A 25954-nucleotide genomic window follows, 5' to 3' on the forward strand; every position below is an offset into this window, starting at 1 on the left:
TTGTAACGCTACGGCATATTGATAGAGTTACAAATTAGTAACACCTTTCGAGTGATTTTGACACACTTGGCACAAAAATAGGCGAAAATAAAAAAAAGCCAACCAGAGATTTCTGGTTGACCAAAATAAAGGAAAGACCATATTTTTATTTCGTACTAAGCATCTTAGATTAGTGCTTTAGCTGCGATGTCCGTACGGTTTTGCTTGCCTTCAAAATCGATCACGCTAACCGCTTCATACGCGCGTGCACGAGCCTCTGCAATGTCGCGGCCACGGCCAACGATACCTAGAACGCGTCCGCCATTCGTGACGAATTGCCCATCCTTCTCAGCTGTTCCAGCATGGAACACAAGTGCTCCCTGCGCTTCTGCTTCTGCAAGACCGGTAATTACGCGACCTTTTGGATAAGAAGCTGGATACCCTTCCGATGCGACAACAACACAAACGGCTGCTTCCTCGCTCCACTGAATATCAAGCTGATCCAAACTGCCATTCAGCGATGCTAGCACGATGTCGATCAGATCCGTTTGCAAACGAGGCAGAACAACCTGCGTTTCTGGATCTCCCATGCGAGCATTAAATTCGATCGTTTTTGGACCGTCCTTCGTAATCATAAGACCAGCGAACAAAACGCCGCGGAATGGACGGCCTTCGCTGACCATCGCTTTTGCCGTTGGAATGATGATGTTCTGAATCGATTCGTCAATGATGGCTTGATCGATATGTGGCAGCGGTGTATAGGTACCCATGCCGCCTGTATTTGGACCTTTGTCTCCATCAAAGATGGGCTTATGATCCTGTGCTGGAACCATAGCGCGCACCGTCTCACCGTCAACGAAAGCGAGAATGGACATCTCTTGCCCTACTAAGCATTCCTCGATAACGATTTGGCTTCCTGCTTGGCCGAATACTTTATCAACCATCATGTCGCGCAGCGCTTGCTCTGCTTCCTCTAGCGTAGCTGCAACCGTAACGCCTTTACCAGCTGCGAGCCCGTCAGCTTTAATAACGATAGGAGCGGATTGCTCGCGAAGGTAAGCGGACGCTGATTCATAGTCGGTGAATGTTTCATATTTCGCCGTAGGAATATCGTATTTTTTCAATAGATTTTTCATGAAAATTTTGCTGCCTTCGATTTCAGCCGCATTTTTGCGAGGACCGTATGCCACGATTCCTGCTGCTTCGAATGCGTCTACGATACCATCTGCAAGCGGATCATCCGGACCTACAAAAACAAGATCAATTGCAGCATCCTTTGCAAACTGAATAAGCTCATCAAATTGATTGACCGCAATCGGTACAATTTCAGCTAGCTGAGCAATACCAGCGTTGCCCGGTGCACAAAAAATTTCTTTTACCTTCTTGCTTTTCTTAAGCGCCCATACGATTGCATGCTCTCGTCCGCCACCGCCAACTACCAAAATACGCATAACCGATAACCTCCCAAATGACTAAATACAAACAAAAACGCATTAAAAAATGCAGCCGCCGCCCGCGCCAGCTCTCTGTCGTTAACGTGCGGCTGCCTATTTGAATAGCTGTGCCAGGTTCTAGTGTTTAAAGTGACGTACGCTTGTGAACACCATCGCGATGTTGTTCGCATTAGCCGCAGCAATCGACTCTTCGTCTTTGATTGAGCCGCCTGGTTGAATGATCGCCGTGATGCCAGCTTTGGCAGCAAGCTCTACCGTATCGCCCATTGGGAAAAACGCGTCCGATGCAAGCGCTGCTCCTTTTGCCGCTTCGCCAGCTTGTTCAATTGCAATGCGTGCTGCGCCTACGCGGTTCATTTGACCGGCGCCAACGCCAATCGTCATATCGTCCTTCGCAAGCAAAATCGCATTCGATTTTACATGTTTAACAACTTTCCAGCCGAATAGCAGCTGTTTCAGCTCTTCCGCAGTCGGTTTGCGATCTGTTACAAACTGCAAATCTGCTTCTGTTACCGAATGAACGTCGCTCTCTTGTACGAGCATACCGCCGTCAACTGAAGTAACAAGCCATTCCGGCTTGCGCTCACCAGCTGCCGAAAGCTCTCCCAGCTTCATCAAACGGATATTTTTTTTCTTCGTCAAAATCTCAAGCGCTTCAGGCGTGAAGTCAGGCGCGATGATGATTTCGAGGAAAATACCGCCAAGCAGCTCAGCTGTATCTGCACCGATCGTACGGTTAGCAGCTACGATACCGCCGAAGATCGACGTTCGGTCTGCTGCATAAGCTTTTTGATAAGCTTCATGGATTGTAGCGCCGATTCCTACGCCGCAAGGATTCATATGTTTGACAGCAACGACCGCTGGCTCGTCGAATTCTTTTAGAATTGCGAGTGAAGCGTTGGCATCGCTAATATTGTTATAGGAAAGCTCTTTGCCGTGCAGCTGCTCAGCAGTCGTTACGTTGCCTGCTGCCGCAAGCGGCTTGCTGTAGAATGCAGCTTTCTGGTGCGGGTTCTCGCCGTAACGCAGATCCTGTACCTTCTCGTAAGTAACTGTGTACGTTTCAGGCAATGATTCGCCTACTTGTTTGGTCAAGTAATCAGAGATAAGGGAATCATAAGCCGCAGTATGACGGAACACTTTAGCAGTCAGGCGTTTGCGCGTCTCAAGCGTCGTATCGCCTTGTGCTTTCAATTCCTCAATCACCGTACCGTAGTCGGCAGTATCCACTACAACCGTTACGAACGCGTGGTTTTTGGCAGCTGAACGAAGCATCGTCGGGCCGCCGATATCGATATTTTCGATCGCATCCTCATAGGAAACATCAGGTTTCGCGATCGTTTCTTTGAACGGATACAAGTTAACGACAACGAGGTCGATGTAATCCAGGCCAAGCTCCTTCATCGTGTTCTGATGCTCTTCATTGTCACGCACCGCGAGCAAGCCGCTATGTACGGCCGGGTGAAGCGTTTTGACACGACCATCCAAAACTTCCGGGAAGCCCGTTACATCAGAAATACCGATAACCGGAATGCCTTCCTTTTGCAGCAGGCTGAATGTACCGCCCGTCGAAATAATTTGCACACCTTGGCTAGCCAGTTCTCTAGAAAACTCCACGATTCCTGACTTATCCGAAACACTAATTAACGCTCTGCGAATTGCCATGCAAATCCCTCCTCATCTATTTGACCAAACAATTTCTCTTCTCCAAATACTGCATCCACACTTGCTGATATTAGATCTGATTTCAATTACCGATTAGCCGTTTACCGTCACATGACGGCCATTCAGTGTGACGCGACCCTTCGCGATATGCTGAATAACTGCGGGCAGCAGCGCTTGTTCGGCTGCGTGAATACGCACCGCGAGCGAATCTTCCGTATCTCCGCCTTGCACTTCGACTGCTTGCTGCGCGATAATTGGTCCGCTGTCCATGCCGCCGTCCACGTAGTGAACGGTGACGCCAGTCAGCTTAACGCCATACGAAAGCGCCTGCCCGATGCCGTTCACGCCAGGGAATGCCGGCAGCAGCGCCGGATGAATATTAATCATCCGACCATAAAACGGCTCAACCAGCAAAGGCGTAATAATGCGCATGTAGCCTGCAAGCACGATCAGCTCAACGCCGCGCCGCGCTAGCTCAGCGATAATTTCCGTCTCATAAGCTTCGCGAGACGGGTATTCCTTCGGCGTGAACAGGAACGTGTCCACACCAGCCTTCCTTGCGCGCTCTACAACTGGAGCGGCAGGCTTGTCACAAACAAGAAGCTCGATGGTTACATCGAGCTTCCCTTCCTGCACCGCATCTACAATCGCTTGGAAATTCGTACCTTGTCCCGAAGCGAAAACAGCGATGCGAAGTGCTCCCATTATACTTCCGCTCCCGTAAACGTTACGATGCGGCTTCCTTCCGTAACCGTTCCGATACGGTAAGCCTGCTCACCAAGCTCAGAAGCGATGCGAAGAGCTTCATTTGCTTGATCAGCTGGAACAACAATAACTAGACCAATACCCATATTGAAAGTCGTGAACATATCACGATTCGTAATAGCGCCTTTATTTTGCATCAAATCAAAGATTGGCAAAATCGGCCATGAGCCGTATTCCACATCAACGTTCACACCGTCAGGAAGTACCCGCGGAATGTTCTCGATAAAGCCGCCGCCAGTAATATGCGCCATGCCCTTCACTTCCACTTGCTCAACCAGCTTAAGCGCCGATTTCACGTAGATGCGTGTTGGCTCAATCAGCACATCGCCAAGCTTCGCGCCGCCAAGCTCTTCAAGCTCTTGATCAAGCGAGTAACCCGCATCCTCAAGCAGCAAGCGGCGAACGAGCGAGAAGCCGTTGCTGTGAATACCGCTGGAAGCAAAACCGATAACCGCATCGCCAGCAGCGATAGTTGATCCGTCGATCATTTTTTTCTTATCCACAATACCAACTGTAAAACCAGCGATATCATATTCTCCGCCTTGATACATGCCCGGCATTTCAGCTGTTTCGCCGCCGATGAGTGAACAGCCAGCTTGTACGCAGCCTTCTGCAATACCTTTAACGATCGCTTCGATTTTCTCAGGAACGACCTTGTCGCATGCCAAGTAATCAAGGAAGAACAACGGCTCTGCGCCTTGTACGATTATATCGTTCACGCACATGGCTACGGCATCAATGCCGATCGTGTCATGCTTGTCCATGGCAAAAGCAAGCTTCAGCTTCGTTCCGACGCCATCTGTTCCAGACACGAGTACAGGCTCATCGTACTTGTCCTTGTTAAGGCTGAACAGACCGCCAAAGCCGCCAAGCTCTGCCAGCACCTCTGGACGGTAAGTCCGTTTTACGTGCTTCTTCATCCGTTCAACCGCTTCGTTGCCTGCCGCGATATCGACGCCGGCTTTTTTGTACGCTTCTGACACTCTCGGTCAACTCCTTAACTAATTTAGGAGCAGCAATCGCTCCATGAGGTTAATCATTTATGTTATTAACAGCTGCAGCTTTTGTCTGATTCTTCGTTAACTGGTGTTGGGTAGTCATTATCGAAGCAAGCTAGACACATGCCGCGATTATAAGCCCCATCATTGCCGCCAACAGACTCAACAAAACCTTCATTGCTTATAAAAGATAATGAATCAGCATTAATTTGCTTGCGGATTTCCTCTACTGTCCTTGAAGAAGCAATGAGCTCTTTGCGGTCAGGAGTATCAATTCCGTAGTAACAAGGGTTTTTGAAAGGCGGCGATGTGATACGCACATGCACCTCAGTCGCTCCCGCTTCACGAAGCAGGTTTACGATCCGCAGCGATGTTGTGCCCCGAACGATTGAATCATCAATCATAACGACACGTTTGCCTTCCACTACTTTACGAACGGCAGACAGCTTCATTTTCACACCTTTCTCGCGAAGCTCTTGAGAAGGCTGGATGAATGTCCGACCAGTATATTTGTTTTTGATAAGGCCAAGCTCGTATGGAATACCGGTTTGCTCCGCGTATCCAATTGCTGCTGAAATACTCGAATCCGGTACACCCGTTACGATATCCGCATCAACAAAAGATTCTGAAGCAAGCTGGCGCCCCATCCGTTTGCGGGCCATATGAATATTAATACCGTTGATATCACTATCAGGACGGGCAAAATAAATATACTCCATCGCACAAGTTGCGCGGCGGTCAACCTCCGCGTAACGTTCCTCGCGCATGCCGTCTGCATCAAGAATTAGCAATTCACCAGGCTGTACATCACGCTCATACACGGCACCAATTGTCTCGAATGCACACGACTCCGACGAGAATACATAACCTTCGCCAATACGGCCCATAACAAGCGGGCGAAGAGCATGCGGATCAGCTGCAACGAGCAGCTTGTCGTTCGTCATAATCAAGAAAGCAAATCCGCCAACGATGCGCTGCAAAGCTTCCTTCGCAGCCGTCTCGAAATCCTTCGATGAACGTGCAATAAGATGCGCGATAACTTCCGTGTCGCTGGACGTTTGGAAAATCGAGCCGGACATCTCAAGCTCACGGCGAATTTCCGGCGCATTCACGATATTGCCGTTTGTAGCAACCGCAAGGTCACCGTCGCGATAGCGGAAAATAAGCGGCTGTGCGTTCGCAAGCTTACTTTCTCCCGCTGTCGAATAACGTACGTGGCCGATGGAGCGGTCCCCAGCAAGCATATCGAGATTTTCCTTGTTGAATACTTCTTTTACGAGACCCATACCGCGGTGATAAGCGAACTTATTGCCATTTTTCGTATCAACCGTACAGATTCCCGCACTTTCCTCACCGCGATGCTGAAGCGCATGAAGACCATAATAGGACAGGTTGGACGCTTCGGGGAGATTAAAAACCCCGAAAACGCCACATTCCTCACGCAATTTATCAAACATATCGTCACGGCCAATACCTTCGTTATAGTGGTCGCCCGTCCATAACAAAGGCTCCTGTCTTATTTGTTCATCAGACATGGAATCGCATCCTTCCAGACCTTCTCCAGTTGTGTTAGCGGCGCCTGAATGCCGGATTTTCCGTTTACGCTTATGGTCAGGCTGCTGCCTTTAACGTTACCAACTTGTGCATGAACAACGCCTTGCTCTGTAAGCCATGCTTGCAATGCCGCTGCTTGATCCGGCTTAGCCGACAGCAAGATACGGGATTGCGATTCGCTGAACAATAGGTGATCAGCACGTAGATCAGATGACAATGCCACTTCTGCGCCTAGACGACCGCTAATGCATGATTCTGCAACAGCTACCGCAATACCGCCTTCGGACAAGTCATGAGCCGATGCTACGAGACCTTTTTGAATCGCGCCAAGGACAGCATCCAGAACCTTCTTCTCTGTAGCAAGATCGATTTCTGGAGGACGGCCAGCAGCAGCGCCTTGCGTAACATACTGGAATTCACTTCCGCCCATTTCCGCTTTTGTTTCGCCTACGAGAATAATAACGTCGCCCTCTGCTTTGAAGCCTTGTGTTGTGATGTGATCGATGTCGTGTACAAGACCGACCATACCGATTACTGGTGTCGGGTAAATAGCACCCTTCGCGTTCTCATTGTACAAGCTTACGTTACCGCCGATAACTGGTGTGTTAAGCACGACGCAAGCCTCGGACATCCCGTCTGCCGATTTCTCAAGCTGCCAGAATACTTCTGGCTTCTCAGGGTTACCGAAGTTAAGGTTGTCAGTTACAGCAAGCGGCTCAGCGCCTGAGCACACGATATTACGTGCAGCTTCTGCCACCGCAATACGTCCGCCTACTTCTGGATCTAGATATACGTAACGTCCGTTGCAATCCGTTGTCATCGCAAGCGCTTTGCGCGTACCGCGAATCGTTACGACTGCCGCATCGGAGCCTGGCTGAACAGCTGTCGATGTACGAACCATGTAGTCATATTGATTGTAAACCCACTCTTTGCTAGCAACTGTCGGGGAAGCAAGAACCTTCTCCAGCGCGCCAGTCAAATCCGTTACTTCATCATATGCCGATGTATCTACTGCGGCATTCTCGCTGTAATATGCAGGCTCTTTGGATGGTTTGTCGTATACAGGGCACTCGTCAACGAGCGCTTTAACCGGCATATCGGCAACCTCTTGGCCTTGGTGGAACAAACGAAGACGACCGTCATCCGTTACTTTACCTACTTTGGCGCAAATAATGCCCCAACGATCAAAGATTTCCTTCGCTTGCGCTTCATGCTGCGGCTCTACGACGAAGAGCATACGCTCTTGCGACTCGGAAAGCATCATTTCATAAGGCGTCATGCCTGTTTCACGCTGCGGTACCTCATCAAGGTAAAGCTCAAGGCCGTTGCCAGCTTTCGAAGCCATCTCAGCACTGGAGCAAGTAAGACCCGCTGCACCCATGTCTTGAATACCAAGAACGATACCGGAGTTGATCAGCTCAAGCGTTGCTTCCATAACCAGCTTCTCCATGAATGGATCGCCGACTTGAACAGCTGTACGCTTTTCTTCTGATTCCTCGGAAAGCTCAACCGATGCAAAAGTAGCACCGTGAATACCGTCGCGGCCAGTAGCAGGACCAACGTAGAATACCGGGTTGCCTACCCCTTTTGCGACACCGCGCTGAATTTTATCATGATCGATTAGACCAACGCACATCGCGTTAACGAGCGGATTGCCCTCGTAGCTCTCATCGAACATAACCTCGCCCGCAACTGTCGGAATACCGATACAGTTGCCGTAGCCAGCAATTCCGCTAACGACGTGCTCAAACAAATATTTAACGCGCTCATTTTCAAGACGGCCAAAACGCAAGCTGTTCAGCAATGCGATTGGGCGTGCGCCCATGGAGAAAATGTCGCGGATAATGCCGCCTACGCCAGTTGCAGCGCCTTGGTAAGGCTCAACAGCTGATGGATGGTTATGCGATTCGATTTTGAATACAACCGCTTGGTTGTCGCCGATATCGACGATACCCGCGCCTTCGCCCGGTCCCATGAGAACGCGAGGTCCTGTGATCGGGAATTTTTTCAAAATAGGCTTGGAGTTTTTGTAAGAGCAATGCTCTGACCACATAACGCTGAATACGCCGATCTCCGTGTAGTTTGGCTTACGGCCAAGAAAGCCGCAAATGAGCTCAAATTCATAATCGGATACACCAAACTGGCTGTAAATTTTTTGCTCGGCAATTTGCTCCGCTGTCGGTTCCTTAGCTGTTAACTGCTGCGCCATGTTGTTCCCTCCATGCATTCAAAATCGATGTAAACATCCGTTTGCCGTCTTCCGAGCCAAGCAATTGATCAACTGCACGCTCTGGATGCGGCATCATGCCTACTACGTTACCTGTTTTGTTGCTAATGCCCGCAATGTTCTCTACAGAACCGTTCGGATTTGTGTCGCCCGCATAGCGGAAAATAATTTGATCGTTCGCTTTAAGCTCAGCAAGCGTTGCGTCGTCGCAATAGTAGTTGCCTTCGCCGTGTGCGATTGGAATATTTATAATTTCACCTTGCGAATATTGGTTGGTAAATGCTGTGTTGTTGTTTACCACTTCAAGCGGCGCTTGATGGCAGCGGAACTTCAGTCCGTTGTTGCGAATCAAGGCGCCTGGCAGAAGGCCAGCCTCCGTCAAGATTTGGAATCCGTTGCAAATGCCTAGAATATATTTGCCTGCTTCGGCTGCTTTTTGAACTTCCGCCATAACAGCAGCGAATTGCGCAATTGCGCCGCAGCGCAGGTAATCGCCGTAAGAGAAGCCTCCAGGTACAAGAATCGCATCATAAGAAGACAAGTCTGTAGCTGTGTGCCATACGTAGTCAACCGACTGTCCGATCGTGTCTTCGACTGCTTTGTAGCAATCGATGTCACAGTTGGAGCCTGGAAATACAAGTACTGCAAACTTCATCGCCCTATCCCTCCAGCTCAAAACGGAAATCTTCTACAACCGTGTTCGCAAACAGCTTCTCGCACATGGCTTTAATGCGTACTTCCGCTTCTGCGCGGTCAGTCGTATCAAGCTCAAGCTCCAAATATTTGCCGATGCGTACTTTTTCGACTTCAGAGAAACCAAGTGTGTGAAGCGCTCCTTGTACAGCGGTTCCTTGTGGATCCAAAACGTTTTGCTTGATAGTGACGTAGACGGTTGCCTTCATAATAGCCTCCTGAAAATGTGGGTTTTTTCTCGCAGCAGATTTTCGTCAAAATGTGATTGCCGCTCGGGCGCGGGAGTTATTGCTTACGCCGCTTTCGAAGCCGGGAAATTCTGATTACACGCTTTGCGGTAATTTCCCGGCTTCAAGAAGCGATCGCTGTCGCTCTCCAGCAACAACTTCCCGCTCTCCGAGCTCACACATTTTGAGATAAAGCCTTTGCGAGGGTGGTCGGTGAAGCGTTTGTTTGGCGGCCGCGCTATCGCTGGCCGCTTGATTCCTATTTGACTGGCCTGTGACTATGCTGCCTGTCAGTAATGCATTGCAACCTTGCACTTTCGCGCTCAGGTTAAAGTTTATGGGGTGCAGCAGCGCTCTCGCTGACTGCCTGCCTAAGCGGCATGCGCTTCAGCACCCCTATGTCAGCGTCATCGCTCTCGTTCGACGTTGTTAAAATCATTCCATCCGGCTTTCAGCGACGGATTTTAATATAACGGGAATTTCTACCGTTAAATCAAGCCTAAAACCTAATTTGCTGCGATTAGCGGGAATTTTGGGCGTTAATTTTACTAATTTCGACGTCCTAGCTCGATTTTGCAGCATTTAACGCCCTTTTTTCCCCTTAATCCAACTATTAAAGCTAATTTGCTGCGATTAGCGGGAATTTTAGGCGTTATTTGCCTCAACTTCGACGTCGTAGCTCGATTTTCAAGCATTTAACGCCCTTTTTTCCCGTTAATCCAACTATTAAAGCTAATTTGCTGGAATTAGCGGGAACTTTGGGCGTTATTTGCAGAAACTTCGGCGACCTAGCTCGGTTTTGCAGCATTTAACGTCCGTTTTTCCCGTTAGTTCAATTATGAATGCTATTTTGCTGCGATTAGCGGGAGTTTCAGGCGTTATTTGCATCAACTTCGGCGTCCTAGCTCGATTTCACAGCATTTAACGCCTGTTTTTCCCGTTCCGCACTCAGCTAGCAAAGCTCCTACAGCTCGACGCCAGTAAGACGGCGGTAGATGTCGCGGTAGCGGGACGTTGTTTCAGCTACTACGAAGTCCGGCAGCGGTGCTGGCTTGCTGTCGCGATCCCAATCAGAGCCTAGTAAGTACGTACGTACCGGCTCTTTGTCCATGCTGTCGATCTCGATATCCAGCGCATAATTGCCTTCCGCCCAGAAGCGGGAGGAGTCAGGCGTGAAAATTTCGTCGATCAAGATCACTTTGCCGTCGATGAGTCCAAACTCGAATTTGCAATCGGCAAGGATGATGCCATGCTCTGCGCAATAGCCATGAGCGTATTCGTACAGCTTGATGCTGCGGTCACGAAGCTCCTCGGCAAGCTCAGCCCCGACCATTTCAGCCATTTTCTCAAATGGGATGTCCTCGTCGTGACCAACGTCGTTTTTCGCTGCCGGCGTAAAGATTGGAGCAGGAAAACGTTCGTTTTTGCGGAGGCCTGATGGAAGCTCTATACCGTTAATCGCTGACGTTTGCTGATACTGTCTCCAGCCGCCACCAGTGATATAGCCGCGAACCACACATTCGATATCGATGCGCTCCGCTTTGCGGGTAACCATAATCCGGTTTTTGAGCAGCTCCGGCTCGGTGACGAGACCGCCAAGCTTCTCCACATCGGTATGAACGACGTGGTTCACTTGAATGTCAGCGGTTTGCTCGAACCAGTAAGCGGACAAACGGTTCAGCACATTGCCCTTGTCAGGCACCGCAGGGTCAAGCACGTAGTCAAAAGCGGAAATGCGGTCGGTTACGACGATGAGGAAATGCTCGCCCAGATCGTACAGCTCACGAACCTTTCCTTTGTAAATCAGCGGAGCTTTAATATAATCGACAGCTGTCGATAGAGCTTGCGATGGTGCAGTCATCAGGCCAGCCTCCCCTTAAATCAATCCAAGACGTGTGAAAATCGTATCAACATGCTTCAGATGCCAAGCTGGATCGAAGCAATCATCGATTTCTTCTGTCGTCAGCACGCTTGTAATTTCCTCTGTCTCACCAATGAGTTCGCGGAATTGACGTTTTGTTTCCCATGCCTGCATTGCACGCGGTTGTACCGTGTCATAAGCTTTCTCACGGCTGAAGCCTTTGTCGATCAGCTTCGTCAATACGCGGCCAGAGAATGGTACGCCATATGTCGCTTGCATGTTGCGCTTCATGTTTTCCGGGAACACGGTCAGGTTGTTGATGATGTTGCCCAAACGGTTCAGCATGTAGTTAAGCAGCATCGTTGCATCCGGCAAAATAATACGTTCAACAGACGAGTGGCTAATATCGCGTTCATGCCAAAGGGCAATGTTCTCGTAAGCTGTAACCATATGTCCGCGAATAACGCGGGACAAGCCGGAAATGTTCTCGCATCCGATTGGGTTGCGTTTGTGCGGCATTGCGGATGAACCTTTTTGACCTTTTGCGAACGCTTCTTCTACTTCACGGAACTCACTCTTTTGCAAAGCGCGAATTTCAGTTGCAAACTTATCAAGCGAAGAGGCTACGAGTGCAAGAGTCGCCATATATTCAGCGTGACGGTCACGCTGCAACGTTTGTGTTGAGATTGGAGCTGCGGTAATGCCAAGCTTCTTGCATACAAATTCTTCAACAAAAGGATCGATATCTGCGAATGTACCTACCGCACCGGACATTTTACCGAACTGCACATTGTTCGCAGCATGGTGGAAACGCTCCAGGTTGCGCTTCATTTCCTCGTACCAAAGCGCCATTTTCAGACCAAAGGTTGTTGGTTGCGCGTGTACGCCATGCGTACGGCCCATCATCGGCGTATCCTTGTATTGCAATGCTTTGTTTTTAAGAATTTCGATAAAACGTTCGATATCTTTAACGAGAATCGCGTTAGCTTGAAGAAGCAAATAACCGATAGCTGTATCAACAACGTCCGTAGAAGTAAGGCCGTAATGCACCCATTTGCCTTCAGGGCCTGCTTTCTCAGATACGGCGCGTGTAAACGCGATAACGTCATGACGAGTGTCCTGCTCAATTTCATAAATCCGGTCGATATCGAAATCAGCTGATGCGCGAAGCGCGACAACGTCTTCCTTCGGAATAACGCCTAGCTCAGACCAAGCCTCGCATGCGCAAAGCTCAACTTCCAGCCATGCTCTGAATTTATTTTCCTCTGTCCAAATAGCTCTCATTTCCGGTCTGCTGTAACGATCTAACATGATTGCTTCACACCTTCCAAATAGTTGTTTCTTCGATCCAGCTAAGCGCAGCATCCGTCGTTTCTGCCAAAACATTGACATGGCCCATCTTCCGCTTCACAACAGCTTCCTTTTTCCCGTACAAATGCAATTTCGGAGCGACCTTCAAGCGCTTAGCCGCTTCATCCGCGCGAGCTGTAAGCTCTAGAAGCGGTGCGACATGCTCACCCAGCACGTTCACCATAACAACAGGACTCATAAGCGTCGTATCTCCGAGCGGCAGATTGCACACCGCGCGTACATGCTGCTCGAACTGTGACGTCCGGCAGGCTTCCATCGTGTAGTGACCGCTGTTATGCGGGCGTGGTGCAAGCTCATTTACGAACAGCTCACCATCCGCTGTAACGAACAGCTCTACTGCAATTAGACCAACTACGCCTAATCCCTCAGCGATACGCTCTGCAAGCCGTTCTGCTTGCTGCTGCAAATCCTCCGTAATCCTTGCTGGCACGATAGACAAATGCAATATATTATCGACGTGTATGTTTTCCGCGACAGGGAAAACCTTGATCTCACCCTGCGGACTTCTCGCCGCTATAACTGATATTTCCTTATCAAAACGAATGAACTGCTCAAGCACCAGTTGGACGCGCGCTCGTGCTAAGGTCTCATACGCTTCTTCTATTTCGCTTTCGCTGCGAATGACCCATTGGCCTTTGCCATCGTAACCGCCCATAGCTGTTTTCAATACGCAAGGTGTTCCAAAGGCGGCAACAGCCTCGCGCAGCTCGTCTGCGCTGCGAATCTCGCGGTAAGGGGCAACACGTACGCCAGCTGCTTCAATCGCCCGCTTCTCGCGAAGCCGATGCTGCGTTGTATACAGCAGCTCACTTCCCTGCGGCACATAAGATTCTGCCATCAGCATCGCTGCTACATCTGCGTCCACATTCTCGAATTCGTATGTGATGACATCCGATCGTTTTGCAAGCTCCCTCGCCGCATCGTGATTGTCGTAAGCTGCGACGATTTGCTCTGCTACTTGTCCAGTCGGAGCATCCGGCGTTGGATCAAGAGCAATGAAGCGATACCCCATCGCGCTGCCTGCATTCGCCATCATTCGTCCAAGCTGCCCACCGCCTAATATGCCGATCGTACTGCCCGGCAACAGCGTCTGAATCGTTTGCTTGTCCGTTTTTTGACTCATAACGTCTCACTGCTTTCCAGTACTTCCTGCTTTACACGTTCGCGACGTGCGATTACACGCGCTTGCACCTCGGGATCAAACGCTCCCAGCATTTGTGCCGCGAGCAGTCCAGCATTCGTTCCGCCTGCGTTGCCAATAGCTACCGTAGCTACTGGAATGCCGCCAGGCATTTGAACGATAGAGAGCAAGGAATCAAGTCCGCTCAAATTCGAGGACTTCACGGGAACGCCAATAACCGGCAAAATCGTCTTAGCAGCGACCATGCCGGGCAAATGTGCAGCTCCGCCGGCTCCGGCAATAATTACCTTAAGCCCTCGTTCTACTGCAGTTTCTGCATACTCGAACATTAAATCCGGTGTCCGATGCGCGGAAACGACTTTTTTCTCATAAGGAATTTGCAATTCCTCTAGTACGTCGCAGGCTAATTTCATTGTGTCCCAATCCGATTTGCTGCCCATGATGACGCCAACCTTCGCAGACATGCGTTCAAACCCACTTTCATCTATAAGATAATTAATGATCAAGCATCCTATAAAACAACACATCCAAAATAGAAAAGGCCCTTCAGCAGCCATAAGAATGGGGATGCCGCAGGACCGGAGCGGAAGCACAGACCGGTATTCATGCGAATCCATGGCCAATCAAGCTTCACTTCAATGAGGACGAGACAAATCGTGCTGCAGAGCCGAAAAGACAACAGAAGGCTGCCCCGTAAAAGAGGCAACCAGTGTCCAACTAACAAGGCACTTTGCAGACTTGCATTTGCTTTATGGCGATCCGAAACCTTACGATTCGATATCGCTTATCGTCTCATTTTGCTCGTAGTCCGAAAATTAAGGTTCTCGGGTAGAAACATTCAGGCCTGATCCCGAATATATACGAGTAAACTTTAAATGAAATAGTAGGAAGACAAACAAACAGCAATACGTTCCAGCGGACAATTCCGCCTCAAACCTATTCTAGTTTATCTAATCCCCAAACCACTGTCAATGAAATACGAACATTAAAAGAGAATGTTTTATAAAGGTTCGTTTTTTTGAACAAAATAATCGGAAATCCCGTATGAAATAACCATATTCAGGTGTATAGCACCTGATCATTCCCTAAACTTACCTTCTTTACTATTCTGTACAACCCCCATTCGTATTGGCTGTCGTACTTTTTCTTTGACCTCTTCCTTATCATTCCCATTTCTCCGTCTGCCTTAAGCGAGCGGTTTGTCATTTCCCATTCGAATGCGAGAGCCAATTAATGAATACATTATAAAAGAGTCTTTTCTTAGCATTCAGGCAGGCACCGCAGCCGAGACCGCAATAGCTAATCATTTTAAAAAGGAGGCTCGAATAGGGTGCATATTCATGTCGTGCAAAAAGGAGATTCCATCTATAAACTATCTCAAATATACGATTTGTCGATAAGCGACATCACAGATGCAAACGGCCTTAGCGACCCGAACGTACTCGTTATTGGTCAGGCGCTTATTATTCCAATTGATGCAAGCACTCATAAAGTACATTACGGTGAATCGCTCTGGCTAATCGCCCAGCGATATGGCGTTACACTGCAGGAGCTCGCGAAAATAAACAAAATCTCTAATCCCGCCCTTATTTACCCGGGGCAAACACTCGTTATTCCTCAAACCGTGCGGCCAACAATTGAAGTAAACGCCTATACACAGAAATTTGACGCTGCCGGTGTTCGTTTAATTGAGGACATTGGCCAACATCTAACCTATTTAAACCCATTCAGTTACCGTGTACAGGCTGACGGTACTTTTACGCTTTTAGATGATTCAGCTATTATAAATGCAGCCTACCAGACACAAACAACGCCTATGATGGTTCTAACTAATTTCGAAAACGGCACATTCAGTCCTGATACTGCCCATGCGGTGCTCGCAGATGCCGGGCTTCAACAAAAACTCATAACGAGCATTCTCGTTATGATGAAGCAGAAAGGTTATTTAGCGCTCAATGTTGATTTCGAATATGTTCAGCCTGCCGATCGTGAGTTATTTCAACATTTTATTCAAAATCTCGTCGACAGCCTGCACCCGGAAAATTATCTCGTATCCGTTTGCCTCGCGCCCAAGCTGAATGCCGACCAAGCAGGCACATTATATGAAGCGCATGATTACCAGGCTCTAGGCCGCATCGCCGATTTTGTTATTCTCATGACCTATGAATGGGGCTGGTCGGGCGGGCCGCCGCGAGCCGTAGCTCCGCTGAACGAGGTCAACAAGGTGCTGCAATATGCCCTAAGCGTTATTCCTCCCCAAAAAATCGTTATGGGCATGCCTTTGTATGGCTACGATTGGACACTTCCCTACGTCCAAGGCGGAAAGTGGGCACCGACGATCAGTCCGCATGAAGCGGTAATTCGTGCGAATACTTACGGAGCCACCATTCAATATGATGATGAGGGACAATCACCTTACTATAACTATTACGACAAGGAAGGCCGAGAGCATGTCGTCTGGTATGAGGATGCACGCAGCGTTCAGGCCAAATTCAATCTTGTCAAAATATATAAGCTTCGCGGCATCGGCTATTGGGTGCTCGGCGTACCGTTCCCGCAAAACTGGTATGTGCTGCAAGCCAATTTTAAAGTGAAAAAGCTCATATAATTAATAATTTAATACAGATAAAAAGAAGACCGTATCGTTCGGCATAATCGAACGGTACGGCCTTCTTATTTATTTATTAAACCAACCACACCGTTTTTGCAGTGGCAGGTACACGCTGCGGCTCTGGAGCCGTCATATCCGGATAACCTAGGTAAATAAAACCTACGATTTGATCTTGTTCACGCAGGCCAAATGTTTCTCTCATAATCGGGTGGTACATTGGATCGCCCGAACGCCATATCGCCCCAAGTCCATTTGCATGTGCTGAAAGCAGCAAATTTTGCACCGCTGCTTGAGCAGCAGCAAGCTCCTCTGCCAGAATAGCGCGCGGATCATCCGAAGGCGAGCATACTGCCGCAATAACGACTGGGGCACGGAATGCTTTGGTACGTTCTTTAGCCAAACGATCTTCAAGCGGCTGTCCGCTCAGCTCAGGAACAGCGGCCGCGGTTACACGCGCATATCCTTCTGCAAGCCGCCCTCTGCCTTCACCCGTCATAACTATAAATGACCAAGGCTGCGTATTATGATGGCTAGGCGCCCAAACAGCTGCATCCAACAACCGTTCAATAAGCGCACGGTCAACAGGGTCCTTCTTCACTCTTCCAATCGTTCTTCTCGTGCGAATCGCTTCTTCTATGTTCATTTCAGCTTCTCCTCCACCCAAATGCCTATAATAAGATGCTTAAAAACTTATTGCTCAAACAGATGCAAATATTCGCCGTATCCTTCTTCCTCCAGCTTATCCTTGCCGATAAACCGCAGTGAGGCGGAATTGATGCAATAACGAAGCCCCGTCGGCTGCGGTCCGTCATCAAATACATGACCGAGATGAGAATCGCCCTCTTTGCTGCGAACCTCGACCCGTACCATATAATGAGAGGAGTCCGTATGCTCAGAAACAGCTGCTGCTTGCAGCGGCTTTGTGAAGCTCGGCCAACCGCAGCCAGCATCGTATTTATCGCGGGAGCTGAACAGCGGCTCTCCAGAAACGATATCTACATAAATGCCATCCTCGGTGTGATCCCAATACTCCCCTGTAAATGGACGTTCTGTTCCACTGTTTTGTGTGACTTCATACTGGATCGGCGTAAGACGCTGCTTCAATTCTGTAGGGTCTTTCTTAATCGCCCAGTTTTGTGAAATAAAAGCGTCGCGGCCAGAGCCTTTACGATACATTTTGTAACGATACGGATTCGATTTGTGATAGCCCTGGTGATAGTCCTCTGCCGGATAAAAAGCTTGCGCCGGTTCGATTTCCGTTACGATTGGCCGGTCGAAGCGACCGCTAGCTTCAAGCTCTTGTCTAGAAGCTTCCGCCAGCTCGCGCTGCTCTTCATCATAATAATAAATACCTGTCCGATAAGATTCCCCGCGATCATGGAACTGACCGCCTGCATCCGTAGGGTCGATTTGCTTCCAAAAAATATCAAGCAGCTTCTCATAAGGGAAGATCGCAGGATCATACGTAATTTGTACCGCTTCCGCATGACCTGTCGTCTCCGAGCATACTTCCTGATACGTTGGGTTTACCGTATGTCCACCCGTATATCCGGATACGACCGATATAATTCCCGGCATTTCCTCGAATGGCGATACCATGCACCAGAAGCAGCCTCCTGCGAACATGGCTTTTGCTTCTTTTCGGCTCGCGCCGTTATTTGTAATTGGTTGATCCATGCTGATCATCCTCCTAGTTGGTTCAAATGATAATGAATCTCTATTATACAATACTAGATGGGCTAACAACAAAAAAAGGAGGAAACATCGCTTGGCAGCGACGTTTCCTCCTTCTACTTGGTTATTTAAAGTCCGAGCCTGGAAAAAATACGAATAAGATCGGTAATGAGCTTGCGCCCGGTGATGAATACTGAATCGTTACTTCTGGCGCAGGCTGCATGCCTGCTGCTCCAGCGGGTTGATTCGGTTGCGTATAGATCAATGCTCCTTCGCCTACCTTCACATGACCGCCTGAAGGGACGTAAACCACTTTTCCATTTACACTAACTGCGCCTTGGAAAATTCCCGCTCGAGGATTAAGAATAATCCGTGTACCCCAAGCGACATTTTTGAGCTTGACGGTCGTTACGGCACCATATTCCCCGCCGTTAATAGTCATTCCGCCTGTCAATGCATCTACACCTGCCATAGCAGGACCACGTTGACCTAAACGCAGCTTGCTTTCTGTAACGCCAACCTTCTCATTCACTTCAATATATTGATCGGTATCGAAGAACTTGCCGCGATTTCCGACCTTCTCCAGCTCAGTAACCATTGACACTGCACTAATCGGGTCGGTGTCTACTTTAAGAGCCATCGTGGAAAATGTCAGCTTTCCGTCCATATCGACATCAAGCAAGCCCGAGAAACCTTCGTCTGGATTCATAATAATTTTCTCAAGCTCCGGCAGCAGCACAGCGGAAGTGCCAGGCTCAATAATCATCTCGCGCGGCTGTGAGCTTGCAAAATATCTAGCCACTGCAGCCGATCCAAATTGCATAGCACTGACGCTTGGTCCAGCAAGGCCGCGGTTGCCAATCGTCAGCTTTACGCTTTCGCTTTCGTTATTCGTAACTACAACCGCCAGCTTCAATCGCTCGTCAGAGCCGTTGCGGTGATGTAGGAATAAACGACTTGCATCATTCAAAGTATCTTCGTATAGCAAACCTTCTCCAAAGAAACGCTCCGGCGCATTCGACATATACAATGTGCGGCCGCCTTTGGACTCAATTGTATCCACCTCTTTGAAGGTGTTCATCAGTTTCCCGTCAACTTCAAATTTATCGCCCGGGTTACCATAACGCATGTAGTATTCATAAGGCGTATACATAACCTCTTCTGTTACACGAATATCTTGAGACACGACTTCACTTCGTGCGCCATCATTGTCGTAGACACTTTGAGTAACGGTATAAACACCTGGCTCAAAATATGTACTTTTACGACCGGTCCACTCTGTCTTCACGATTTTGCCATCAGGGTCGTAACTCAAATCCTTAAATTCGATCGGCTCCCCGAGCTTCACCTCATACGGAGCTTCGAAGCGGGCTACTGGCGGCACGTTTGGCTCCGGCTGAATTGTTATGGTAATTTGCTTAAGCTGTGCATTGAACACGTAAGTGGCATTCCACAGCAGCTTGACTGCTGAAAGAGGCACATGCATCGTTCCATTAATTTGTGTAGCTGCATTAGGCAGTACAACATAGCTTCCGTTGCGATTCGCACCACGCATATTGTTGTTCAGTGTAACTTTGTTGAAATAAGTATCGATATGAGTGCCTTTACTATCAGCATAAACGCTTGCCCCAACGGAAGTAGCAATCGTCCGAACAGGAATCATCGTAACTCCCTTTACTACCGGCAGCGGCGCCGTCATTTGCTGTGCCTTGCCGTTTACAGTCATTTTTTTCGAACCATGCACAAACACAACCTTTATCGGCTGACGCTCAGCTGCATTAGCTTCCTCCTTCACTCCAAATCCAGTACCTGCCAGCGAAACGAGTAAGCCTGCTATGAGAACTCGCTTAGTCATTTGCTTAAACCAATTCTGTGTTTTCATCTTGATCTCCTTCCAATTTGCGGCATCGGCTGCCGCATCCCTTATGGTTAGACGCCGAAAGGAGGGAGAATGTTCCGGTCCGATTTGAAATTTACAGGAAATTCCCATCTATCGCAAAGGACATCTACGTTTGTCTTTGTTACAATAAGATGACATCCGCAACTATTTAGGAGCAATTGAAGTCTAATCTATGTACCCTTGCTAGCAGTTCGTTCATCCGATCTTTCGTGCAAGTGACTATCAAGAGAGGTGAATGAATAGAATGAGTGATTTGATTTTGGAACAACGCACTGCCAGCCAATTCGATAAGAAAACACGCAGAAAGAAAGGAAACCGTACCTTCCTTCTTTTTGTCTGCATATGGGTCATTATTATATGCTCCGGCATATTGGGCGCCAAATGGTATACCGAACGGATTCAGCAGACGTTATCCGCAAACTTGGAGCAGCAAACCGCTGGCCAAATTGCGGCTATGCAGCAAGCTTATGAGGCTCGCATGCTGAAGCTCGAAACCGACTACACCGCAGATCTTGCTGAGCTAAAGGCAAAAGTCGATGCGCTGAATGAACTGCTTACGTTCACGAAGGACAACGCCGCTTCCAAAACGGACAACAGCAACAAGCTGTATACGCAGCTGAATGAAGTGAAAAAGCAGCTTAATGAGCTGCAGAAGAGCTTGGACGTGCTTAAATGAATATTACCGTCAAAGCGTTAAATCGAACTGCACTGCTTGCCTGTGCACCTTTTCTAGGCATTATGATCTGGCTGTTATTGTCCGATATCGTTATTCAATTATCTGCTGAAGCCTTTCCAAAGCCCATTACCGAGCAAACAAGGCTACCCGAATCCGATATTAAGCATGCTGCTGCCGGCCTTGACCTCGCACAGGAGACCGCATCACAAACACGAGAGTCCATTCAAAGACAGCTGAAGCTGTACAAAGAAACGAATGCCGATATGGCAAAGATATCTTCTATGGCTGCATCCCAGGCAATGAGGCCTTTGCAAATTTACGACCGCAATATTACGAGCAAGCTTGGCAAGGTCGCCGGTACGATTGAATCGGACAAGCTAAGAGCACAGCTTTTCTACATAAAAGCAGAAAACTTCTCGGCGTACGCGCTCAAGGTGAAGCTTAAGAGCAAAAATGCGATGACGATGTCACTCGGCGGTGAAGAGCTTGGACAAGCGGAGACTACGCTCGCTGCAGTCAACCGGCATGGAGCTGTTGCTGGCATTAATGCAGGCGGCTTTGCAGATGGACGAGGCAAAAGATATCCGCTAAGCACAACTATCGTGGACGGAGATTACGTGACAAGCTTTGAGCCGCCGCGTGCGGATTTGTTTTTTGTAGGGTTAAACGAGCAAAATGAGCTCATCGGCGGAAAATTCGCAAGCAAACAACAGCTGGATGCCAAAAAACCGAAATTCGGTGCATCCTTTGTTCCTGTACTGCTGCGCGGCGGATCTCCACAACCGATTCCAGCCAAATGGCAGACGAGTCCAAAACGCGCGCCACGGACCGTCATTGCTAATTTCAAGGATGATCAGCTGCTGTTTCTTGTAGCTGACGGCTACAACGAATCAGGCAGCTCAGGGGCTACGCTTGGTGAAATGCAGCTATTGCTGCAGCGCTATGGCGCCGTTGACGGCTACAACCTAGATGGCGGCGGCTCGTCCTCGCTCATTTTTAACGGAAGAGTCATTAATAAGCCTTCCGACGGACAGCTTCGCAAGCTGCCGACGCACTTTTTGTTATTTAAATAATTAGGCCTGCATAGCGCGATGAAGATGATTTCTGAATATACTATTATCGAACTCCTAAGTTTTGACCCCTACTACTGTTCTTCGGAAAGGAGCAGCACGAATGGGCATTGGATCGAAATGGTACCGCAAATCATTATTGACGATTACAGGCATTCCGCTCGTAGAAAAGCTTTCAACTACGTATGGAAAAAAACTCGCGAGCCGATTTATTGCGGGGGAGACGCTTGAAGAGGCTTTGCTTGAGCTCGAAAAGCTGGGCAAGCTAGGCATTATGGCAACGCTCGACCATCTTGGCGAAGGTATACAGGACTTAAGCGAGGCATCAGCATACAGAGATCAATATTTGAAGCTAATCGAAGGCATAGCTGATCGAAAAGCTAATTCTCATGTATCGCTGAAGCCTACTCAAATGGGTCTCGCTCTTGACCAGGCGGCTTGTTACGCCAACATTCGAGACGTAGTCAAGCATGCAAGGCGCCATCGAAACTTCGTTCGAATTGACATGGAGAATACGCCTTATACGCAAGCTACAATCGATATCGTTAAAAGGCTCCACAAAGAAGGCTTAACCAATGTCGGCACCGTGCTGCAGGCTTACCTATTCCGAACGGAGCAGGATGTTAACGATATGCTTCAAGCACGCATAAGCTTGCGACTCGTTAAAGGCGCCTACAAAGAATCGAGTGAGGTCGCCTATCAAGATAAAAACGAGGTTATCGAAAATTTCAAAAGCATGATCAAGGCTCATTTGGACAAAGGCATCTATACCGCCATTGCCTCACATGATGATGCTATCATTAGCTGGGTAAAAGCTTATGCGCGCACGAACCGTATAGCCAAAAGCGCCTTCGAGTTCCAAATGCTCTACGGTCTCCGCATGAATGAACAGGCGAAGCTCGCAAAGGAAGGCTACCGCATCCGCTGTTACGTCCCTTACGGCGCCATGTGGTACCCCTACTTCACCCGCCGACTTGCCGAGAAACCAGCTAACCTCATGCTCGTTCTTAAAAACATGTCCGGTCTAAAGAAAGCATCCCCTAAGTAATAACAGTCAAGCAGGATAGCTTTACCTGCTCGACTGTTTTTTTCTATCGATCTAATTCCTCTACCTGAACATGAATAGAAATGATTTCCGCAAAAAAAAGATGTCCCGCATTCCTAAGAATATTCGGGACATCTTTGCTTCTTCTGGATATTTAATTATAAGTGCTTGTATTAACCGATTTCCGGCTGATGCTCCGGCTGATGCAGGGTGACCGTGCCGTCATCAAGACGCAGCCATGATTCCACGTTCCGTTCGTTTTCGGTCAAGCGAATCACGCGGGCACCCCGCGGGAAGCCTTCCTTGCCGTAAGTGTTGTATCCTGTTGCTCGTCCGTAATAAAGACGAATCCCATAAAGCTCTCCCCAATAGTCGTTCGTGTGGTCATGGCCGCAAAAAGTTGCAATCACGTCTCCCTGTGCCAACATTGCTGAGAAGAAACCTGCTTGCGTCTGCGCGGCGCATACCCCCTCATGTTTATGGCCATAGCACACTGCCCGGTCCCACACTTCTTGGTATTCAGGCAAAGGGATATGAAAGAATGCGAGTGCCGGCAATGCAGCGCCCTGATGACGAGCTTTCCACTCCTTGGATTGCTCCATGTACCACTGCACTTGATCATGCTGAATCCAATCGTAGCCGGGTACGCCAGGCAGCTTGGAATAATCGCCGGAGTCCAGGCAGTAAAGCACAGCGGCCGCTTGATCGTTGTCAGACCCAAGTACAGGTAACGCATAGTTGCCTGTGCCATGGATATCACGCGGTCCCGGCTCGGCAAACGTATGAGCGTGCTTTAGCACCTCGCCCATCAGGTCGTCGCGGGTAATATCGTTCTCCGTATCGTGGTTGCCGAATACGATTCCCCACGGAATGCCTCTCTGCTCGGCAGCGGCAACCGCGTCGCGAAACGCTTGAAGCGGATCTTGGCATAAGACTGCTCCGTCTGAACCTCTGCCCGTGAAAATGACATCTCCTGTAAACATAACAAAATCCGGTTGTTCAGCCTCAAGTACAAGCTCCATCGCAGCCTTGGAACGCAAATCTAAGTCCGATCCGTCCTGCCAATGAATATCTGTGAACTGGACAATTGTAAAAGTGCCGTCTTTGCGAAAACGAAGCTTTTTGGCGTTTTCCATCTTCATCCTTACTCCCTCTCCATTAGGTATTCAGGTGCTATTGTTTAATGCCCTGATGACGCAATCATAATAATGCCCATAACTACAGCGATCGAAGCCGTAATTCTGCGAGTCCCTTGCGACTCTTTTAATACAAATAGACCAAGGAGCGTGCCAAACACGATTCCCACCTCGCGCATAGGCGCAACTGTGGAAATATTGGCATTTCTGGCTGCAAGCAAAAACAGCAAGTACGAGCCCGGAGACAAGATAGCGCCAATCCAAATAATATTAATATGAGTGCGAATAACATGCTTAAGCCGTTTAGAGCGAAGAACAGCAGGCGTCAATCCGAGTACAAAACCGATATTCGTCACCTCAAGCAGCGCAAGGGGAGAGAGATGCTGTAAATTCACTTTATCGATAAGCGTGTAAGTGGTAATGCATAGCCCAACGCTCATCGCCAGCAGTACAGGCTTATAGAAAGACTGCTGATGCCCTTTGCCCGAAGATCTTCCGATCATGACGATGAACCCGATCAGCATAAAGCTGAGTCCGATCCAGCCCCACAAAGGCAATGTCTCTTTTAATAGCAATACGCCGATGGCTGGGATAAGCAAGGTTGGTGTCCCCCGCATGATCGGATACACTTGCGATAAATCTCCAGCATTATAGGTGTAAGCGAGCAGCAGCGAATAAACGCTTTGCATCATTAACGATGCCCCGATTAACAGCCACTGTGTCTGCGATAGTGACGCACTCAAAAGTTCATTAATGAGTGTCGGCAGCAAAACAATAGTCGCAGGCATATAAATCACCCATAAGAACAACGCTTTATCCGTACTTTGCTTAGCTAGCATATTCCACACCGCATGCGCCAAACCGGAACACAAGACAAGAATAAGAGAAATAACAATCAAATAAGAAACACCTCCATCGATCCACATTTAGATTCAACTATCAGTTCCACATATTCCAACACAATATCACACAAACACACACATTTACAATATCTTAATATATACTTTTCATTAGAAAGCAAAAAAGACCCTTGGTATATAACCAAGAGTCTTTAGGACAGTCAAAGTCCCCTTTATTATTCATCTCTACTCATAAACAATCTCAATGCCGCTCCGTTTATATTTATCGACTAGATCAAGACCGATCTTCGAATCTGTAACGAAACGTTCTACATCCGCGCAACCGCACACCTTGAGCAGGGAGACTTGATCAAATTTGCTGCTGTCGGCAAGCGCGATCGTGCTTTTTGCGTTTGCTTGCATAATCTTCTTCACCTGTACTTCACCAATCGCATTGTCGGTAATGCCTTCGTCCAATGTAACTCCGCTCATGCTCATAAAAAACAAGTCTGCATGAAAGCGGGAAGCGAATTCTTCAGCCAAGTCTCCGATAATGCTCTGTTCTGCTTGACGGATAATGCCTCCGATCATGATCAGCGTAAAACCGGGGACATCGATTAATTCATTTACGATTGGCAAGGAATTCGTAATAATCGTCAATCGCTCGAACTTTGTCTTGAGCATCTTCGCAATCTGAGTATTGGTTGTGCTTACATCAAGTGCGATGGACATTCCTTCCGTTACATATCGAATGGCGAGCTGCGACAATTCCGTCTTCTCCGTCAAGTAAATCGATTCACGAATCGGTAGCGGGATTTCCCGGCTGTAATCCGGCTCTTTTAAAATCGCACCGCCATGAACCCTCTGCAATAAGCCAAGGTTCTCCAAATGCTCTAGATCGCGCCTTATCGTTTCAAAAGAGACGCCAAACGATTCCATAAGCTCCGACGCTCGAATCGATTTGTCGCTATTTATTTTTTGGATAATTAATTGATGCCGCTGCTGTGCGAACAATTGCTATCACTCCTCTATGCCGTGCCTTCCGGTAATTCCTGCTTCTTGATTAGT

22 protein-coding genes and 1 riboswitch are annotated in these 25954 nt (G+C 48.5%); of the genes, 4 read left to right on the top strand and 18 right to left on the bottom strand.

All coding sequences use genetic code 11. The annotated features are described in order from the left end of the window. Positions 1–164: 164 nt before the first annotated feature. The 12 genes from purD to purE form a co-directional block, all read right to left on the bottom strand. Complete coding sequence (purD, locus tag AB4Z45_RS03505; RefSeq protein ID WP_441907937.1) at positions 165–1430, bottom strand: phosphoribosylamine--glycine ligase; 1266 nt, start codon at positions 1428–1430, stop codon at positions 165–167. A 120-nt stretch (positions 1431–1550) separates the two neighbouring features. Beyond that, complete coding sequence (purH, locus tag AB4Z45_RS03510) at positions 1551–3098, bottom strand: bifunctional phosphoribosylaminoimidazolecarboxamide formyltransferase/IMP cyclohydrolase (RefSeq protein WP_441907938.1); 1548 nt, start codon at positions 3096–3098, stop codon at positions 1551–1553. 93 nt (positions 3099–3191) lie between these two features. Further along, positions 3192–3803 carry a phosphoribosylglycinamide formyltransferase gene (gene purN / locus AB4Z45_RS03515; RefSeq protein ID WP_441907939.1) on the bottom strand — a complete coding sequence of 204 codons (612 nt, stop codon included), beginning with the start codon at positions 3801–3803 and terminating at the stop codon, positions 3192–3194. Then, positions 3803–4846 (bottom strand): phosphoribosylformylglycinamidine cyclo-ligase, encoded by a 1044-nt coding sequence (gene purM / locus AB4Z45_RS03520; RefSeq protein WP_076271095.1) that lies wholly within the window; start codon positions 4844–4846, stop codon positions 3803–3805. Before purM ends, purN begins: the two co-directional genes overlap by 1 nt. Positions 4847–4911: 65 nt before the next feature. After that, on the bottom strand, positions 4912–6396 hold the full coding sequence (purF, locus tag AB4Z45_RS03525) for an amidophosphoribosyltransferase (RefSeq protein ID WP_076271096.1): 1485 nt from the start codon (positions 6394–6396) through the stop codon (positions 4912–4914). After that, a complete protein-coding gene (purL, locus tag AB4Z45_RS03530) occupies positions 6378–8624 on the bottom strand; it encodes a phosphoribosylformylglycinamidine synthase subunit PurL (RefSeq protein ID WP_441907940.1) in 2247 nt (748 codons plus the stop codon). Before purL ends, purF begins: the two co-directional genes overlap by 19 nt. Continuing rightward, complete coding sequence (purQ, locus tag AB4Z45_RS03535) at positions 8602–9297, bottom strand: phosphoribosylformylglycinamidine synthase subunit PurQ (RefSeq protein WP_441907941.1); 696 nt, start codon at positions 9295–9297, stop codon at positions 8602–8604. Before purQ ends, purL begins: the two co-directional genes overlap by 23 nt. 4 nt (positions 9298–9301) lie before the next feature. Continuing rightward, complete coding sequence (purS, locus tag AB4Z45_RS03540) at positions 9302–9547, bottom strand: phosphoribosylformylglycinamidine synthase subunit PurS (RefSeq protein WP_175598164.1); 246 nt, start codon at positions 9545–9547, stop codon at positions 9302–9304. A 979-nt stretch (positions 9548–10526) separates the two neighbouring features. Then, positions 10527–11423, bottom strand: a complete 897-nt coding sequence (locus AB4Z45_RS03545) for a phosphoribosylaminoimidazolesuccinocarboxamide synthase (RefSeq protein WP_441907942.1) — start codon at positions 11421–11423, stop codon at positions 10527–10529. Positions 11424–11438: 15 nt separating this feature from the next. Then, the gene (gene purB, locus AB4Z45_RS03550) at positions 11439–12734 is read right to left on the bottom strand and encodes an adenylosuccinate lyase (RefSeq protein WP_076271100.1); all 1296 of its coding nucleotides are present in this window, start codon (positions 12732–12734) and stop codon (positions 11439–11441) included. Positions 12735–12741: 7 nt separating this feature from the next. Beyond that, on the bottom strand, positions 12742–13917 hold the full coding sequence (purK, locus tag AB4Z45_RS03555) for a 5-(carboxyamino)imidazole ribonucleotide synthase (protein ID WP_441907943.1): 1176 nt from the start codon (positions 13915–13917) through the stop codon (positions 12742–12744). Further along, the gene (gene purE / locus AB4Z45_RS03560; RefSeq protein WP_339206946.1) at positions 13914–14399 is read right to left on the bottom strand and encodes a 5-(carboxyamino)imidazole ribonucleotide mutase; all 486 of its coding nucleotides are present in this window, start codon (positions 14397–14399) and stop codon (positions 13914–13916) included. Before purE ends, purK begins: the two co-directional genes overlap by 4 nt. A gap of 320 nt (positions 14400–14719) precedes the next feature. Continuing rightward, positions 14720–14819, bottom strand: a riboswitch (purine riboswitch). A 446-nt stretch (positions 14820–15265) separates the two neighbouring features. Here purE and AB4Z45_RS03565 point away from each other — a divergent pair. Continuing rightward, a complete protein-coding gene (locus tag AB4Z45_RS03565; protein ID WP_441907944.1) occupies positions 15266–16543 on the top strand; it encodes a LysM peptidoglycan-binding domain-containing protein in 1278 nt (425 codons plus the stop codon). Between the two features lie 76 nt (positions 16544–16619). Here AB4Z45_RS03565 and AB4Z45_RS03570 read toward each other — a convergent pair whose 3' ends face one another. The 3 genes from AB4Z45_RS03570 to AB4Z45_RS03580 all read right to left on the bottom strand — a co-directional run bounded on the left by AB4Z45_RS03570 (position 16620) and on the right by AB4Z45_RS03580 (position 20102). Further along, positions 16620–17189, bottom strand: a complete 570-nt coding sequence (locus AB4Z45_RS03570) for a nitroreductase family protein (RefSeq protein ID WP_441907945.1) — start codon at positions 17187–17189, stop codon at positions 16620–16622. A gap of 47 nt (positions 17190–17236) precedes the next feature. Then, the gene (gene msrA / locus AB4Z45_RS03575) at positions 17237–18223 is read right to left on the bottom strand and encodes a peptide-methionine (S)-S-oxide reductase MsrA (protein ID WP_441907946.1); all 987 of its coding nucleotides are present in this window, start codon (positions 18221–18223) and stop codon (positions 17237–17239) included. A 121-nt stretch (positions 18224–18344) separates the two neighbouring features. Beyond that, a complete protein-coding gene (locus AB4Z45_RS03580; RefSeq protein ID WP_441907947.1) occupies positions 18345–20102 on the bottom strand; it encodes a stalk domain-containing protein in 1758 nt (585 codons plus the stop codon). Positions 20103–20364: 262 nt separating this feature from the next. Between AB4Z45_RS03580 and AB4Z45_RS03585 the strand changes: the two genes are divergently transcribed. The 3 genes from AB4Z45_RS03585 (at position 20365) to AB4Z45_RS03595 (ending at position 22914) form a co-directional block, all read left to right on the top strand. Then, on the top strand, positions 20365–20796 hold the full coding sequence (locus AB4Z45_RS03585; protein WP_339206942.1) for a hypothetical protein: 432 nt from the start codon (positions 20365–20367) through the stop codon (positions 20794–20796). After that, a complete protein-coding gene (locus AB4Z45_RS03590; RefSeq protein WP_441907948.1) occupies positions 20793–21869 on the top strand; it encodes a phosphodiester glycosidase family protein in 1077 nt (358 codons plus the stop codon). The genes AB4Z45_RS03585 and AB4Z45_RS03590 overlap by 4 nt, the downstream gene beginning before the upstream one ends. Before the next feature lie 100 nt (positions 21870–21969). Further along, on the top strand, positions 21970–22914 hold the full coding sequence (locus AB4Z45_RS03595; RefSeq protein WP_441907949.1) for a proline dehydrogenase family protein: 945 nt from the start codon (positions 21970–21972) through the stop codon (positions 22912–22914). Positions 22915–23084: 170 nt separating this feature from the next. On the opposite strand, the gene AB4Z45_RS03600 is transcribed toward AB4Z45_RS03595, so the two are convergent. The 3 genes from AB4Z45_RS03600 to AB4Z45_RS03610 form a co-directional block, all read right to left on the bottom strand. Beyond that, positions 23085–24053: a metallophosphoesterase family protein gene (locus tag AB4Z45_RS03600; protein WP_441907950.1), complete on the bottom strand. Its 969-nt coding sequence runs from the start codon at positions 24051–24053 to the stop codon at positions 23085–23087. A gap of 38 nt (positions 24054–24091) precedes the next feature. Continuing rightward, the gene (locus tag AB4Z45_RS03605; RefSeq protein ID WP_441907951.1) at positions 24092–24946 is read right to left on the bottom strand and encodes a DMT family transporter; all 855 of its coding nucleotides are present in this window, start codon (positions 24944–24946) and stop codon (positions 24092–24094) included. A 186-nt stretch (positions 24947–25132) separates the two neighbouring features. Then, on the bottom strand, positions 25133–25900 hold the full coding sequence (locus AB4Z45_RS03610; RefSeq protein ID WP_430061065.1) for a DeoR/GlpR family DNA-binding transcription regulator: 768 nt from the start codon (positions 25898–25900) through the stop codon (positions 25133–25135). Between the last annotated feature and the right edge of the window lie 54 nt (positions 25901–25954).

The organism is Paenibacillus sp. MCAF9, from assembly GCF_052114265.1.
Classification (GTDB): Bacteria; Bacillota; Bacilli; order Paenibacillales; family Paenibacillaceae; genus Pristimantibacillus.

Coding starts and splice junctions, on each gene's coding strand:
- purK (WP_441907943.1), bottom strand. CDS start 13,917: ATGAGTCAAAAAACGGACAAGCAAACGATTCAGACGCTGTTGCCGGGC.
- AB4Z45_RS03580 (WP_441907947.1), bottom strand. CDS start 20,102: ATGAAAACACAGAATTGGTTTAAGCAAATGACTAAGCGAGTTCTCATA.
- purF (WP_076271096.1), bottom strand. CDS start 6,396: ATGTCTGATGAACAAATAAGACAGGAGCCTTTGTTATGGACGGGCGAC.
- AB4Z45_RS03570 (WP_441907945.1), bottom strand. CDS start 17,189: ATGAACATAGAAGAAGCGATTCGCACGAGAAGAACGATTGGAAGAGTG.
- AB4Z45_RS03595 (WP_441907949.1), top strand. CDS start 21,970: ATGGGCATTGGATCGAAATGGTACCGCAAATCATTATTGACGATTACA.
- AB4Z45_RS03545 (WP_441907942.1), bottom strand. CDS start 11,423: ATGACTGCACCATCGCAAGCTCTATCGACAGCTGTCGATTATATTAAA.
- purN (WP_441907939.1), bottom strand. CDS start 3,803: ATGGGAGCACTTCGCATCGCTGTTTTCGCTTCGGGACAAGGTACGAAT.
- AB4Z45_RS03600 (WP_441907950.1), bottom strand. CDS start 24,053: ATGAAGATGGAAAACGCCAAAAAGCTTCGTTTTCGCAAAGACGGCACT.
- purE (WP_339206946.1), bottom strand. CDS start 14,399: ATGTCTGCGAAGGTTGGCGTCATCATGGGCAGCAAATCGGATTGGGAC.
- purD (WP_441907937.1), bottom strand. CDS start 1,430: ATGCGTATTTTGGTAGTTGGCGGTGGCGGACGAGAGCATGCAATCGTA.
- purB (WP_076271100.1), bottom strand. CDS start 12,734: ATGTTAGATCGTTACAGCAGACCGGAAATGAGAGCTATTTGGACAGAG.
- purH (WP_441907938.1), bottom strand. CDS start 3,098: ATGGCAATTCGCAGAGCGTTAATTAGTGTTTCGGATAAGTCAGGAATC.
- AB4Z45_RS03585 (WP_339206942.1), top strand. CDS start 20,365: ATGAGTGATTTGATTTTGGAACAACGCACTGCCAGCCAATTCGATAAG.
- purQ (WP_441907941.1), bottom strand. CDS start 9,297: ATGAAGTTTGCAGTACTTGTATTTCCAGGCTCCAACTGTGACATCGAT.
- purL (WP_441907940.1), bottom strand. CDS start 8,624: ATGGCGCAGCAGTTAACAGCTAAGGAACCGACAGCGGAGCAAATTGCC.
- msrA (WP_441907946.1), bottom strand. CDS start 18,223: ATGGATCAACCAATTACAAATAACGGCGCGAGCCGAAAAGAAGCAAAA.
- AB4Z45_RS03590 (WP_441907948.1), top strand. CDS start 20,793: ATGAATATTACCGTCAAAGCGTTAAATCGAACTGCACTGCTTGCCTGT.